The sequence below is a fragment of the Synechococcus sp. ATX 2A4 genome (assembly GCF_024346375.1).
Classification (GTDB): Bacteria; Cyanobacteriota; Cyanobacteriia; order PCC-6307; family Cyanobiaceae; genus MW101C3.
On the sequence record NZ_JAGQCV010000004.1, the window covers coordinates 106,803 to 120,612 of the forward strand.

At 68.2% G+C, this 13,810-nt stretch carries 13 protein-coding genes; 6 read left to right on the forward strand and 7 right to left on the reverse strand.

The window, feature by feature from the left end:
- Positions 1-157 precede the first annotated feature (157 nt).
- The 4 genes from KBY97_RS05045 to KBY97_RS05060 all read left to right on the forward strand — a co-directional run bounded on the left by KBY97_RS05045 (position 158) and on the right by KBY97_RS05060 (position 3,999).
- A complete protein-coding gene (locus KBY97_RS05045) occupies positions 158-1,075 on the forward strand; it encodes a cytochrome c oxidase subunit II (RefSeq protein ID WP_255145588.1) in 918 nt (305 codons plus the stop codon).
- A gap of 55 nt (positions 1,076-1,130) precedes the next feature.
- A complete protein-coding gene (gene ctaD, locus KBY97_RS05050) occupies positions 1,131-2,801 on the forward strand; it encodes a cytochrome c oxidase subunit I (RefSeq protein WP_255145589.1) in 1,671 nt (556 codons plus the stop codon).
- A 114-nt stretch (positions 2,802-2,915) separates the two neighbouring features.
- Positions 2,916-3,530 (forward strand): heme-copper oxidase subunit III, encoded by a 615-nt coding sequence (locus KBY97_RS05055; protein WP_399217314.1) that lies wholly within the window; start codon positions 2,916-2,918, stop codon positions 3,528-3,530.
- A gap of 109 nt (positions 3,531-3,639) precedes the next feature.
- The gene (locus tag KBY97_RS05060; RefSeq protein WP_255145590.1) at positions 3,640-3,999 is read left to right on the forward strand and encodes an AbrB family transcriptional regulator; all 360 of its coding nucleotides are present in this window, start codon (positions 3,640-3,642) and stop codon (positions 3,997-3,999) included.
- Positions 4,000-4,014: 15 nt separating this feature from the next.
- Here KBY97_RS05060 and KBY97_RS05065 read toward each other — a convergent pair whose 3' ends face one another.
- The gene (locus KBY97_RS05065; RefSeq protein ID WP_255145729.1) at positions 4,015-4,539 is read right to left on the reverse strand and encodes a DUF308 domain-containing protein; all 525 of its coding nucleotides are present in this window, start codon (positions 4,537-4,539) and stop codon (positions 4,015-4,017) included.
- 229 nt (positions 4,540-4,768) lie between these two features.
- The gene (locus KBY97_RS05070; RefSeq protein WP_255145591.1) at positions 4,769-5,437 is read right to left on the reverse strand and encodes a riboflavin synthase; all 669 of its coding nucleotides are present in this window, start codon (positions 5,435-5,437) and stop codon (positions 4,769-4,771) included.
- 54 nt (positions 5,438-5,491) lie between these two features.
- Between KBY97_RS05070 and KBY97_RS05075 the strand changes: the two genes are divergently transcribed.
- On the forward strand, positions 5,492-6,151 hold the full coding sequence (locus KBY97_RS05075) for a bifunctional nuclease family protein (RefSeq protein WP_255145730.1): 660 nt from the start codon (positions 5,492-5,494) through the stop codon (positions 6,149-6,151).
- Between the two features lie 58 nt (positions 6,152-6,209).
- Complete coding sequence (locus KBY97_RS05080) at positions 6,210-7,271, forward strand: aldo/keto reductase (protein ID WP_255145592.1); 1,062 nt, start codon at positions 6,210-6,212, stop codon at positions 7,269-7,271.
- A 30-nt stretch (positions 7,272-7,301) separates the two neighbouring features.
- On the opposite strand, the gene KBY97_RS05085 is transcribed toward KBY97_RS05080, so the two are convergent.
- The 5 genes from KBY97_RS05085 to topA form a co-directional block, all read right to left on the reverse strand.
- Positions 7,302-8,396, reverse strand: coding sequence for a hypothetical protein (locus KBY97_RS05085; protein WP_255145593.1), 1,095 nt, complete (start codon positions 8,394-8,396; stop codon positions 7,302-7,304).
- A gap of 9 nt (positions 8,397-8,405) precedes the next feature.
- Entirely contained in the window at positions 8,406-9,500 is a 1,095-nt protein-coding gene (gene cobT, locus KBY97_RS05090) for a nicotinate mononucleotide-dependent phosphoribosyltransferase CobT (protein WP_255145594.1), read from the reverse strand.
- Between the two features lie 170 nt (positions 9,501-9,670).
- On the reverse strand, positions 9,671-10,324 hold the full coding sequence (locus KBY97_RS05095) for a DUF2232 domain-containing protein (RefSeq protein ID WP_255145595.1): 654 nt from the start codon (positions 10,322-10,324) through the stop codon (positions 9,671-9,673).
- Between the two features lie 9 nt (positions 10,325-10,333).
- Positions 10,334-10,915 (reverse strand): hypothetical protein, encoded by a 582-nt coding sequence (locus KBY97_RS05100; RefSeq protein ID WP_255145596.1) that lies wholly within the window; start codon positions 10,913-10,915, stop codon positions 10,334-10,336.
- Positions 10,915-13,731 (reverse strand): type I DNA topoisomerase, encoded by a 2,817-nt coding sequence (topA, locus tag KBY97_RS05105; protein WP_255145597.1) that lies wholly within the window; start codon positions 13,729-13,731, stop codon positions 10,915-10,917. Before topA ends, KBY97_RS05100 begins: the two co-directional genes overlap by 1 nt.
- Positions 13,732-13,810: the final 79 nt, after the last annotated feature.

The following is a 13,810-nucleotide window of genomic DNA, read 5'->3' on the forward strand; positions in this document are numbered from 1 at the left end:
GATCACTTCTGGAGCTTCGAGACCGGGTGTGGTGGAGTCGCAACAGTGGCTCTGTGTTGAATTCCTAACCCCTCATTCCGTTTGTTTCGCTGTTCCCACCTTCGCCAAGCGCCAGCGTGGTGGCTCCCCATAGGGTGGTGAAAGCCTGGCTTCCTCCGTGCCGATTCCTTCAACCATCGTCACCTTGGTGGTGGGGATGCTGCTTGTCCTTGTTGGCCTCTGGGTCGGTCAGAACGTCAACATGCTGCCGGTTGCCGCCAGCTCGAACGCCCCCCTCTACGACCAGCTCTTCACCGTGCTGTTCGTGATCGGAACCATACTTTTCCTCGGTATTCTCGGGCTTCTTCTGTATAGCTTGATTCGTTTTCGCCGCAAGGAAGGCGATCTCGGCGACGGCGTTGCCGTCGAAGGCAATCTCCAGCTGGAGATCTTCTGGACGGCGGTTCCAGCTGTTGTGGTGCTGTTTGTGGGCATCTACAGCTACGACATCTACGACCGCATGGGCGGCATGATTCCGCTCAGCGACCCCCACGCCATGCACGGCGGCATGGCGATGGAATCAGCAGCAACGGGCCCCAGCGATTCCATGCCACCGGGCATGGTGATGGCGGCCAATGTGCCTTCGGCGGTTGAGGGTGCCGAGGTCCGCACCTGGGGCGGCATCGGCGGTTCTCCCGGCAGCAGCAGCGGTGCCTTGCCGGTGGATGTCACGGCGCTTCAGTTCGCCTTTCTGTTCCACTACCCCGAGGGCGACTTCATCAGCGGTGAGCTGCATGTGAAAGCCGGCCAGCAGGTGGAGCTGCGCATGGAGGCCCGCGATGTGATCCATGCCTTCTGGGTGCCTGAGTTTCGCCTCAAGCAGGACGTGATCCCCGGCCAGCCCACCATCCTCACCTTCACGCCCACCCGCGCCGGCAGCTACCCGATCGTGTGCGCCGAGCTGTGTGGTCCGTATCACGGCGGCATGCGCTCCACCGTGGTGGTGCATGAGCCCGACGCCTTTGACGCCTGGCTGGATCAGAACCGGCCCGCCACCGTGGCCAGTGCCGCGTCGGGGCTATCGGCGACCGGCTGATTTCCACCGCCGGCTTCCCCGTCTCACTTTCCCCCTCCACACGCTTCCCCGTCCGATGACTCTGGCCCTGCCGCCCACCGCCAGCTCAGCGCCGCCGAGCCTCCAGCCTGAGGGTTGGTTGCGGTACCTGAGTTTCAGCCTGGATCACAAGGTGATCGGGCTCCAGTACCTGGTGACCGGATTCATCTTTTATTTCATTGGTGGTGCCCTGGCCGGCATGATCCGCATTGAGCTGGTCAGTCCGATGTCGGACTTTCTCCAGCGGGACACCTACAACGAGGTGCTCACCCTCCACGGCACGGTGATGATCTTCCTCTGGATCGTGCCAGTGGTGAATGGGGCGTTCGGCAATTACCTGATCCCCTTTTACGTGGGCGCCAGAGACATGGCCTTTCCTCGGCTGAACGCCGTGGCCTTCTGGTTGATTCCCCCCGCCGGCATCCTGCTGATTGCCAGTTACTTCATTGCCGGCGCTTCCCAATCAGGCTGGACCGCCTACCCACCCTTGAGCCTGACAACCCCTGCGGCTGGCCAGGTGGTGTGGATCCTGAGCGTGCTGTTGCTGGGGGGCAGTTCGATCTTCGGTGGCATCAACTTCATTGCCACCGTGCTGAAGATGCGCCGGCCTGGCCTGAAAATGATGCAGCTGCCGATGTACTGCTGGGCCATGCTGGGCACCAGCTTCCTGGTGGTGCTGGCCACGCCGGTGCTGGCCGGAACCTTGGTGCTGCTCAGCTTCGACATCCTGGCCCATACCGGCTTCTTCAACCCAGCGCTGGGCGGCAATGCTGTGGTGTACCAGCACTTGTTCTGGTTCTATTCCCATCCAGCCGTTTACATCATGGTGCTGCCGGCCTTCGGCCTGGTCAGTGAGATCCTGCCTGTCCATGCCCGCAAGCCCCTGTTCGGCTACACCACCATGGTGTATTCGATTCTCGGCATCGTGTTTCTGGGCCTGATCGTGTGGGCCCACCACATGTTCACCAGTGCAACACCGCCGTGGATGCGGCTGTTCTTCACGATCGCCACGGCCTTCATCGCCGTTCCAACCGGTATCAAATTTTTCAACTGGCTGGCCACGCTGTGGGGAGGCAAGATCGCTCTCAACAGCGCGATGCTTTTCTCCTGTGCCTTCATCGTTCACTTCGTGTTCGGTGGCATCACCGGCGTGGCATTGGCCCAAGTTCCCTTCGATATCCACGTCCACGACACTTATTTCGTGGTGGCCCACTTCCACTACATCGTCTATGGCGGCACCGTGTTTGTGGTGTTCGCCTCTCTCTATCACTGGTATCCGAAGTTCACCGGGCGCATGCTCAATGAAGACATGGGCCGCCTGCACTTCACGCTGACCTTCATCGGCTTCAACCTCTGCTTCGCGCCGCAGCACTGGCTGGGCCTCAATGGCATGCCCCGCCGCGTTGCGGAGTACGACCCCCAGTTCACCCTTGTGAATCAGATCAGCAGTGTGGGGGCATTGCTGATGGCGATCAGTACCTTGCCCCTGTTGATCAACGTGATCTGGAGTGCTTTTCGTGGACCCATGGCCGGGGACAATCCCTGGAATGCGCTCACCCCGGAGTGGCTCACCAGCTCGCCGCCGCCGGTGGAGAACTGGAAGGGCCCTGCCCCCCTGGTCACCCACCCCTACGGCTATGGAGTTCCTGAAGGGCAGATCGATCTGAAGGGAGCTTCCGGCAAGGAGCTCTGGACCTCCGGCAGCTGATGTCCAGCCAATGATGCCCAGCAACTGAATCCCCAGTCACTGATTCCCCGCCCACTGATTCCCGGTTCTCCCCTTGCCACCCGTTCCAGCCGCCGCCCCCACGCCTTTCCCCCGATGACCACCCTCTCCCCCAGCACCGATTCGCTGCCGGCCGTTGCTGGCGATGCCGCACCGGTTCTTGAAGAGGGTCACGGCGATTACCGCATGTTCGGGTTGGCCACCTTCCTGCTGGCCGATGGCATGACCTTCGCCGGCTTCTTCGCCGCCTACCTCACCTTCCGCGCCGTTAACCCGCTGCCGGCCGGTGCGATCTACGAGTTGGAGCTGATCCTCCCCACCATCAACACGGCCCTGCTTGTGCTGAGCAGTTTCACGTTCCACCGTGCCGCTTCCGAGCTCAAGCAGGAGCGTATGGGCCGTTGCCGCTGGTGGCTGCTGGTCACGGCGAGCCTCGGCTTCGCTTTCCTCGGCGGGCAGATGGTGGAGTATTTCTCTCTGCCCTTCGGGCTCACCGACAACCTCTACGCCAGCACCTTCTATGCGCTCACCGGTTTCCATGGCCTGCACGTGTGCCTGGGGGCCCTGATGATCATGATCGTGTGGTGGCAGGCGCGTCAGCCCGGCCGCTTCACCCCAAGCGAGCACTTCGGCCTGGCGGCCGCCGAGCTCTACTGGCACTTTGTCGACGTGATCTGGTTGATTCTCTTCGGAATTCTCTATCTGCTGTGATCAGCCCTTGCCGGATCACCAATCTGATCGGCAGAATTGTTGTCTGTCAGGCCCGTTCATCTTGAACTATCAAGTCACGCCGAGCCTCACCTCCAACGGCAGACCCCCCATGCTTGTTGGCGATGCCCTGCTCGAAAAGGCCCGTTCGCTCAGCAGCCGCTCCGAAGACGAGATCGCCCGTGGCTGCGGCTATGTCTCCCCTGCCGGCCGGTTGCTGAAGAAGAGCTTCTACAAGGCGCTGGTGGATGCGAAGGGCTACAGGATCTCCGGTGATTCCGCTGCCCAAGCGGCTAGCAGAGGCCGTCAGGCCGAGTTCCGCACCCGCGTACACGGCAACGGCAACCTGCTGATCGGCAACGCCTACACACGCCGAATGGGGCTCACCCCCGGGCAGGAATTCAGGATTCAGATCCATCAGGAAACGCGCTCGATCTGGCTGCTGCCCCTCCAGGAGGAGGAGCCCGCCTGAGGCGCGCGCGGCACTTCAGGATTCCGCCCCGTCTTCGGGGTGGGCATGAAAGCTGGCGCTGAAGCCGATCAGATCGATGCCGCTGAACAGGAAGCTCACCCCCACCAGCAGGCCGATCACCGAGAGCTGATTCCAGAACTTCATGGTCAGGATCAGCACACCGAGGAGCAGCGTCACCACCCCATTGGCGAGGCCCCAGCCCCAGCCGCGGGCGGCCCGGTGGGCCAACGCCACCAGGATCGCCACCACGCCCTCAACCACGAACACCACCCCGATCGCCAGCGCAAAGGCCGCCACCTGGGCGGCGGCACTGGGAAAACCGGCACGGAACTGCTGGATCATCCAGGCGCCCGTCACCATGAACAGCGTGGACACCACCAGCCGCCAGAAGGTGTGCCAGCGGCTCAGGTGTGGCGCCCGGGCCAGATTATCGATCAAGCTCACGATTCCCCCCACCAGGAAGGCCACCGCCACGATCGCGGTGACCCACAACGAGGCCACCACCGGAAAGATCAGCGCCAGCGCCCCCAGCACGATCATCAGCACGCCTTCCGCCAGCGTGAAGCTGCGCAGTGCGGCGATGCGGCGAGGATCGAGCCGGGGCGTCAGGCCCACAGGCGCTTCGGCGGGTTGCGTGTCTTGGGGCGCCATGGCATGGAAGGGCGTGCGGGGGAGAACCACGCCGCCGCCCTCGGCGCGATCTCTTGAACCCTAGGCCGGCTGACCCGCTCAGGCCGTGGCCGGCTCACCCGGACGGCTCGTGCTGGGGTCAGCCCCAGCCGTGCTGCGCCAGCCAGTCGCGCTCCAGCCGCTGCGCCCGGCCGGGCGCAGCGGCAGGCGGCGTTCCACCGGCCGCCAGCAGCCGCTCGGTGTACTTGGCAAGCAGATCGGCCTCAAGGTTGACCTGATCCCCCACCCGGCGCAGTTTCAAGGTGGTGACCTCCCAGGTATGGGGAATCACCGCCATCCAGAAGCGGTCCCCCTGGGGGCTGCAGCCCGCGACGGTGAGGCTGATGCCATCGATGCCCACACTCGCCTTGTCGCAGACATAGCGCCCGTAGCTGGGGTCGAGCCAGCGCAGCTCCAGCCGCCAGGACTCCCCCTGCCGGGCCACGCCCACCACCTCTCCCAGGCCGTCCACATGGCCGCTCACCAGGTGACCGCCGAGCCGGTCGCTCAACCGCAGGGCCGGCTCCAGATTCACGGCTGCGCCCACTGCCGCCTTCGCCGCCAGGGTGCTGCGGCTCAGGGTCTCGTCGCTGACGTCGGCGCGGAAGCTGCGGCCATCGGGGTGCAGCCCGGAGATCGTCAGGCACACCCCATCGACGGCGATGCTGTCGCCAAGGGCCAGGGGGTGCAGCGGCTCCACGCCTTCCACCAGCACGCCCCGGGGGTGGCGCCTGAGCTGCCCCACGGCCCGGACCAGACCGGTGAACATTCGCGGCTTCGCAGGCCTGGCCATAATCGGATACCGGGCGTGCGTGGCACAACCATGGTGGAAATGTGTGTGGCCGGGATCGCCCTGGATGCGGCCAGCCGCAGCCCGATCGTGTTGCTCAGGGATCCGAACGGGCGGCGTCAGGTGCCGATCTGGATCGACCAATCCCAGGCCCAGAACATCCTGGCCGGCATGGGCGACCAGCAACCGCCCCGCCCGCTCAGCCACGACCTGATGGCCAACCTGATGGCGGTGGGCGGCGTGCAGTTGGAGCGGGTGATCATCCACACGATCGAAGACAACACCTTCCGGGCCGTGCTGAAGCTCACCGACAACGAAGGCGAGCCCACTGAGCTGGATTGCCGGCCCAGTGATGCCATCGCCCTGGCGTTGCGCACCGGCAGTGGTATCTGGATGCTGGAGGAGGTGGTGGCTGAAGCCTCGATCCCCGTGGATGCCGAAGCCGACGCTGAGGATCAGGAGGATTTCCGCCGCTTCCTGGATCAGGTGAGCCCGGCGGAGCTCATCCGCAACGTGCGCCGCGCCCAGCAAGAGGGCCGCGGAGAGAGCAGTGGCGACACCGGCGAAGGCGAAAGCGGTGAAGGCGAAAGCGGGGGTGGCACCGAGCCGCCCCCGTCCGTTCCCGGGCCTGGCCAGGGCGGCCCCATCAGCAAGGGACCCAATAGCAGTGGACCCGACGGTGCTCCCGGCTGAAGGTTGCCGCCGTCCCTTTGGTCAGGGGCCTGCCGTTTCGCTGTTCACCCTCGGCACCATGCGGGCGGTCGAGTCGGCCGGGCAGATGCGCGCCGTGGTGGAAGCGGCCCTGGCGGCGGGCATCAACCATCTGGAAACCGCCCCCGCCTACGGCCCGGCGGAGGTGCACCTGGGCGCCGCCCTGCGGGAGCTCGCCATCCCGCCGCAGCACCTGCTGCTCACCAGCAAGCTCCTGCCGGGGGTGGATCTGGCCAGCGGCCAGGCCCAGCTGCGGGCCTCGCTGCAGCGGCTGGGGGTGGCCCGCCTCGACAACCTGGCGGTGCATGGCCTCAACCGGCCGGAGCACCTCGACTGGGCCCTGCAGGGGGATGGGGCCGCCCTGCTGGGTTGGGCCCAGGCCGAGGGGTTGGTGGGGCAGGTGGGATTCAGCAGCCACGGCAGCGTCGCGCTGATCGAGCGGGCCCTGGCCAGCGACCGCTTCGGCTTCTGCAGCCTGCATCTCCATCTGTTCGATCAGGAGCGCCTGCCCCTGGCCCGCCAGGCCCTGGCCGCCGGCATCGGCGTGATGGCGATCTCCCCCGCCGACAAGGGGGGCCGCCTTTACGACCCGCCCCCCGAGCTGGTGGAAGACTGCTCACCCTTTGCGCCCTTGCCGCTCGCTTACCGCTTTCTGCTGGCCGCAGGGGTGTCCACACTCACCCTCGGCGCCGCCCAGCCGGCGGATCTCGGCTGGGCCGTGGCCCTGGCCGGCGCCGACGGGCCGCTCACCGCGGCGGAGCAGGAGGCCCTGGCGCGGCTGGCAGAGGCGGGCCAGCGCCGGCTGGGAGCCGAGGCCTGCGGCCAATGCCGCGCCTGCCTTCCCTGCCCGAGCGAGGTGCCGATTCCGGCATTGCTGCGCCTGCGCAATCTGGCCCTCGGCCATGGCATGACCCCTTTCGCCAGCGAGCGCTACAACCTGATCGGCAGGGCGGACCATTGGTGGGAGGCGCTCGATGCGTCCGCCTGCCACCGCTGCGGTGACTGCCTGCCCCGCTGCCCCCACGGCCTGCCGATCCCGGATCTGCTGGCCGCCACCCATCGCCTGCTGGCCGCGCCACCGCGCCGACGCTTATGGGGCTGAAGGAAGCTCAGGTGCCGGTGTGCTGCTGGCTCAGGCGGCGGCGTCCCAGAGGCTCTGGTAACGCTGCCGATCGGCGCTGTTCAACGGCGGCAGGCTGGTGCAGCGCGCCAGCACGGCGTCGTCGGGGTAGAGCAGGCGCGCCACCTGCTCGGGCCATGGCTCCAAGGCGGCCCGCAGCAACTGGCGCTTCAGCGGCGGCACCCAGCCCGCCGCCAGCAGGCGATCGAGGGTGGGCCGCTCCATGCTGCGGGCGATCCAGGCCAGAGGTGCCGGTTCGCGGCTCTGGCGCGGCCGCAGTAGCAGGTTCCACCAGAGCGGCGAACCGCTGGCCGGCAACAGGGCGGTGAGCCTGGCATCGCTGCGCAGCAAGGGCAGCACCCGCTGGCTGGGCAATACGGCCGCCTCGGCGTCGCCGCTGAGCAGCAGGTTCAAGCCGTGCTTGTCGTCAAAGGCGAGGGCCTGCTGCCGCAGGCGCTTCAGCTGGCCGGGCAGCGCCTCTGCGGCCAGGCGGTCAACGCCGGCGGTAGCGGCAGGAGCACTGCCGGCAGCAGCGGCGCCGGGGCTGAGGGTGCGCAGTGCCAGCTCGATCACGACGCGGGGGCTGGAGGGGAGCACGAGCTGCCGGCGCAGGCTCGGATCCAGCAGCAGGTTCCAGCCCTCTGCGCTGCGGCGGCTCAGATCGCTGCGGTTGCGCAGCACCAACACCCAGGTGCCGAAGGCCCACGGGTAGGCGATCGGCGCCGCCGGCGGATTTCGGAACCCCGCGCGTACGGCCTCAGTGAACGGCGCCAGCTGCTCGAACAGCGCGCTGGCGGCGCTGCTCGAGCTGAACGGTTGCAGGGCGTCGGCTTCCAGGGCGCCGAGCCAGCCATCGGAGAGCTGCAGCAGATCGGCATCGTTCTGCTGGGCAAGCACCGCTTCGGGACCCTCCAGCGCCTTGCCCCGCCAGGGGGAAGGCAGCTGCTTGCCCCAGGCGGCAGGCAACTGGCCGCGGCTGTACAGGAGGGTGGGGGAGGAGGACGCACCACGGGCGCAGCCCACCAGCCATCCGCTGCCGGCCAGGGCGCCGGCCTGCAGCAGGCGGCGGCGGCTGAAGCGGGCGGGAAGGGGAGAGCGTTCCTGCATGGTTGGACCCTAAAGGGAGGCGATCAGGCGCTCCTGGGCCCGGTCGCAGGCGGCGGCCAGGCCGGCGGGGCGGCGGCCGCTCCACTCCCACAGCAGGGCCAGGCCACCGGCACCCACCCCCTCCTTGACGTAACCGCGCTCGTAGTCCTGCAGGGCCGGGCTGCGGCAGCTGCTGAAGCACAGCTCCGTGGCGAAGCATGCCGGTGGCGCCACCCGCCAGCGGTCCGCCACGCGCTGCAGCAGCAGCGCCAGGTCGCTGCTGGGTTCCCGCGCCACCCAGCCGGTGGTGCCCAGGGCCGCAGCCGCCACCAGCCGGGGCCGCAGCGGTGCATCGGCCAGCGCCAGCGCCAGCGCCAGCACCGCTGCCATCTGGCTGCCACCGGCCAGCAGCACCGGCCAGCGCCCTTCGGCCGCCGCCAGCAGCATGCCCGCTGCCAGCGGCTGCATCGGATCGCCTACCGCCGCTGCCACCCGCACGGGATTCACATCCGCCTCACCGGCCATGGCCAGACCCGCCGCCCGTAGACCCTGATCCACCAGGGCCGCTTTCAGGCCGTGGGCGGGGGTGAGCAGGCTGCCGCTCACCAGGCCGCCGGCCGCCACGCCAAGACCGGTGAGCACCGCCTGCGCGGTACTGGTGCCGCCCGGCACGCATTCGGCCAGCACCAGTGGCGGAACTTGTGAAGCCTCCTGCCAGCGTTGCTGCCAGGCCCGCCCCCAACGCTGCCCCAGCGCCAGCAGCGCCAGCACCCGCCCCTCGCCCATCGCCCGGCCGGTGCTGAGGCAGAGCGCCGGCTGCTGCCCCAGGCGGATGTGGGGCACCGCAGGTGCCACCGGGCAGCCCAGGTCCACCACCAGGGGCGTGAGCTGCAGCTCCTGCACCACCACGTGGGAGATCAGCGCCGGACTGACGCCCGCCGGCAGGGGCGGCAGGGCATGGGGCCGTGGGGTGTCTGGGCCCAGCAGCAGCAGCTCGGCATCGGCGGCAGCTGTGCGACGGCGGGAGTCCGGGGTGGCGCCGGCGGCGGAGATGCCCGGCACAGCGGCGGTGTCGGTGCCGGCCAGCAGCAGCACCACCAGGGCGTCCTGCCAACCGGCAGCCATCCGATTGGCCCACCGTTCAGTCTGCTCAGCGTCGCCCGTCAGCTGCAGCACCACTGGCCTCCAGATAAACGCCTCAACACGACGGGCCCCCAGGCCATCGCCCCAGCACAGGCCTGCACACCTCTTTCTTGGCCCGGCCCTCCTGGCAGGCGCACAGGTTGTGCACCAGCTCAGAGCGGGTCAAGGGCCACCAGGGCCCGCAATGCATCGGGCGGTTCGGGGATCGGCGCCTGCAAGCGGGGAAATATCCAATAGGCCACCGCGTGCAACGCCAGCACGTAGATGAGGTTCTGAACCACCACCAACCCCAGGGCCAGGGCCTGCACCTGCAGCAGGTCGGGGCCACCGCCCAGGTTCAGCAGGCCGCTGATGCGCTCCAGCAGCCCGGAGGCAGCGGCTGTGATCAGCACCCACAGGTTTTCGCCCACCAGCACCGACAGCACCGTGACCCGCACCAGGAAGCCTCCCGCGCCGATCACCAGCCCCACGCCCCAGGTGAGCCACCAGCTCCAGTTGCTGCGCCAGCCCCAGCCCAGCCAGAGCGCCAGCGCTCCGTAGGGAAAGAGCACCAGCGGTCCGCGGATCGGGCCCATCAGCGCCACCAGCAGCAGGGAGGCCACCACCACCCCTTCCCAGCCGCAGCGCCAGCCCTGGCGGAGCAGCAGCAGGGCGATCGGCAGGGGCAGGGCGAGCCGGAACAGGGCGCCCCCTACCGGCAGGTAGTAGAGGCCTGCCCAGAGCAGGGCAGTGGCGGCGGCCATGTAGGCGGTTTCCATCAGCTGAAGGGCCTGGCGCCGGCTGAGGCGATGAAGAGAGGGGGGCATGGCAGCGGCTCAGCGTGGCGGCGGCGCCGGCGTGGACTTCGGCGCCGCCGCAGCGGCTTCGGGGGTGGGAATCCGCTCGATTGTCTCCACCTCAAAGCGCAGGCCAGCGGCCCGTAGCGCTTTGGTGACCGCTTCGGCAGGGGCGGAGGGATCGGCGCCGGGCAGTTTCAGAGTGATCCGGTAAGGCACGGCGGCGGCCGGCGCCTGGCTCCCGGCTGGGCGGTTGACCGCGCTGGATCCGCTGGCGGGGCGGGCCGGGGCCGCCGGCGTGGGAGATGGCGTCTGTGTGCCTGGGGTTGTGGCCGGCGCAGCCGTGGGCGGCGAACCACTGGCCGGCGCAGCCGTGGCCGGGATGGTGGCATTTGCTCCAGCTGCAGGTGTGGCGGGATTCGAGCCTGCAGGGGAGACGGCGCTGCCGGTGGCGGCCACAGGACGGTTGGTGCCAGAGGCGGGGGGCGTCGCGGCTGCCGGTGGCGCAGGGGAATCGAACCCTGCCGCCAGCTGCTGGCCGAAGGGCGTGCCGTCACAGCCCGCCAGCGCCAGCAACAGCGTCGCCAGCAGGGGAAGGGCGTGGCGGGAAGAGGGGGTCATCAGCCGGAGGCGGCCTTGATGATCCGCACGGCGCTGGCGCGGGGGCGCCCGGTCTTGGTGGTGGCGGGCGGCTTGGCTTTGGTGGTTCCGCTGGCGGCCTTGGCCTCCGCCGCCCCGCCCTTGGCAATTGCCGCCGATCGACCGGTGGTTTTGGTGCTGGTGGTCTTGGTGGCGGCTGGCTTGGCGGAGGTGGTTTTGGCTGTGGTGCTCTTGGCGGCCGGCTTGGTAGTGGAGCGGGCGGCGGGCTTGCGGGCCTTGGTCTTGCCGCTGGCGGCCTTGGCGGCCAGCAGCTCCACGGCCTGCTCGATCGTGATCGTGTCCGCCGTGGCGCCTTCCGGCAGCGAGGCGTTCACCTTGCCCTGCTTCACGTAGAGGCCGTAGGGACCATCGAACACCTGGATGGTTTCCTCACCCCCATCAGGAATGCCGAGATCCTTGAGGGCCGTGCGGCCGCCCCGGCCCCGCTTGGGGGTGGCCAGCAGCTCGATGGCGCGCGGCAGCCCCACCAGCAGCACGTCGTCTTCGGCCTTGAGCGAGCGGTAGTCCTTTTCGCCTTTGGCCTTGTCATGCACCACATAGGGCCCGAAGCGGCCCAGGCCGGCCTGGATCCGGCCGCCATCGGGGTGTTCGCCCAGCAGCCGCGGCAGACGCAGCAGGCCCAGGGCATCGTCGAGACTGAGATCCTCCGGCTTGACGCCCTTGGGCAGGGAGGCCCGCTTCGGTTTGGGGTTCTCCTCGCTCACCTGCCCCCGTTGCAGGTAAGGGCCGTACTGGCCGAACAGCAGGTAGATCGCATCGCCGGTCTCTGGGTCTTCCCCCAGCGATTCGGGCCCCTCGGTTTTCTGGCGCAGGATCTGTTCGGCGTGCTCGGCATCAAGCTCAGCCGGGGTGATCTCCTGGGGCAGGGTGGCCTTCACCAGCTCCTCGCTGCCATCGTCGGCGACCCGCTTCGACTCCAGGTAGGCGCCGAACCGGCCGATCCGCACGACGCATGGAAGGCCCTCCATCACGATCGTGCGCGACGCCGTGGGGTCGATGTCGCCCTCGCGCTGCTGAACCTGGGTTTCCAGCCCCTTTTCTCCCTTGAAGAAGCTGTTCAGGTAGGGGAGCCACTGGACCTTGCCGTGGGAGATCTCGTCGAGCGTGTTCTCCATCCGCGCGGTGAAGCTGGTGTCCACCAGGTCGGGGAAGTGCTCCTCCAGCAGGGCGGTCACCGCGAAGGCGGTGAAGCTGGGGGTGAGCGCGTTGCCGGCCAGGGTGGCGTAGCCACGGTCGGTGATCGTGCCGATGATGCTGGCGTAGGTGGACGGCCTGCCGATCCCTTCCTTCTCCAGCATCTTCACCAGTGCCGCTTCGCTGTAGCGGGCCGGAGGCTGGGTCTGGTGGCCGAGCGCCTCCACCCCCTTGCAGACCGGCGCATCGCCCACCGCAAGGGCGGGCAGCAGCACTTCCTGTCCCTCCAGGGCCGCATCGGGATCGTCGCTGCCTTCCACGTAGGCGCGGAAGAAGCCGGCGAAATCGATGCGCTTGCCACTGGCCCGGAAGCGGGCTTCGCCCGCGGCGATCTCCACCGCCAGCATCGTGAGCCGTGCATCGGCCATCTGGCTGGCCACGGTGCGTTTCCAGATCAGCTCGTAAAGGGCGAGATCCTTGCCGTCTAGCCCGGTGTCGTTGGGGGTGCGGAAGCGTTCACCGGAGGGGCGGATCGCTTCGTGGGCCTCCTGGGCGTTGCGGCTCTTGGTGCTGAACTGCCGCGGAGCGGGGCTCAGGAAAGTGTCGCCGTATTTCTCAGCCACACAGGCGCGGGCAGCGCTGATCGCCTGCTCGGAGAGGTGCACCGAGTCGGTGCGCATGTAGGTGATGAAGCCACGCTCGTAGAGGCCCTGGGCCGTGCGCATGGTTTCGCGGGCCGAGAGCCGCAGCTTGCGGTTCGCCTCCTGCTGCAGGGTGCTGGTGGTGAAGGGCGGCACGGGCTTGCGCACCGTGGGCTTCTCCTCCACCTGCTCCACCCGCCAGGGCAGGGCGAGCACGCTCTCGCGCAGGGCCCGCGCTTCGCTCTCCGCCAGCAGCTTGACCTTGCTGCCGGGCTTGAGCCCACCGGTGCTTTCGTGAAAATCGCTGCCCTGGGCGATGCGCTCGCCGGCCAGGTGGGTGAGCTTTGCTTCTAAACGGCCACCTGGCTGCTGTAGCTCGGCCTTGAGGTCCCAGTAGCTGCCGCTGCGGAAGGCCCGCCGGGCCCGCTCCCGCTGCACCAGCAACCGCACCGCCACCGATTGCACCCGGCCGGCGGACAGCCCCCAGGCCACCTTTTTCCACAGCAACGGCGAGAGGGTGTAGCCCACCAAGCGGTCGAGGATGCGCCGCGTCTCCTGGGCGTGCACCAACTCCATGTCGAGTTCGCGCGTCTGATCGAGGGCGCGCTGGATGGCGTCCTTGGTGATCTCGTGGAACACCATCCGCTTGACCGGCACCTTGGGGCTGAGCAGCTGCAGCAGGTGCCAGCTGATGCTCTCCCCTTCCCGGTCTTCGTCCGTGGCCAGGAGCAGCTGGTCGGCGCCCTTGAGCGCGTCCTTGAGCTCCTTCACCACCTTTTTCTTGTCTTTCGGCACCACGTAGAGCGGTGCGAAATCTTCGCTGGTGTTGACGCCCAGGTTGGCCCATTTCTCGCCCTTGTAGGCGGCGGGAATCTCGCTGGCGTTGTTGGGCAGGTCACGGACGTGCCCCATCGACGCCTCCACCCGGAACTCCTTCGGCAGGAAGGCGCGGATGGTGCGGGCCTTGGTGGGGCTCTCGACGATGACCAGGGTGTGCGCCACAGGCAGGCGATGAACCGGTTCCCTCTTTATCGCATCGGCGGCCCGTCCCGCCTGAGAACGCGCGCCGCCGCCGCTACAG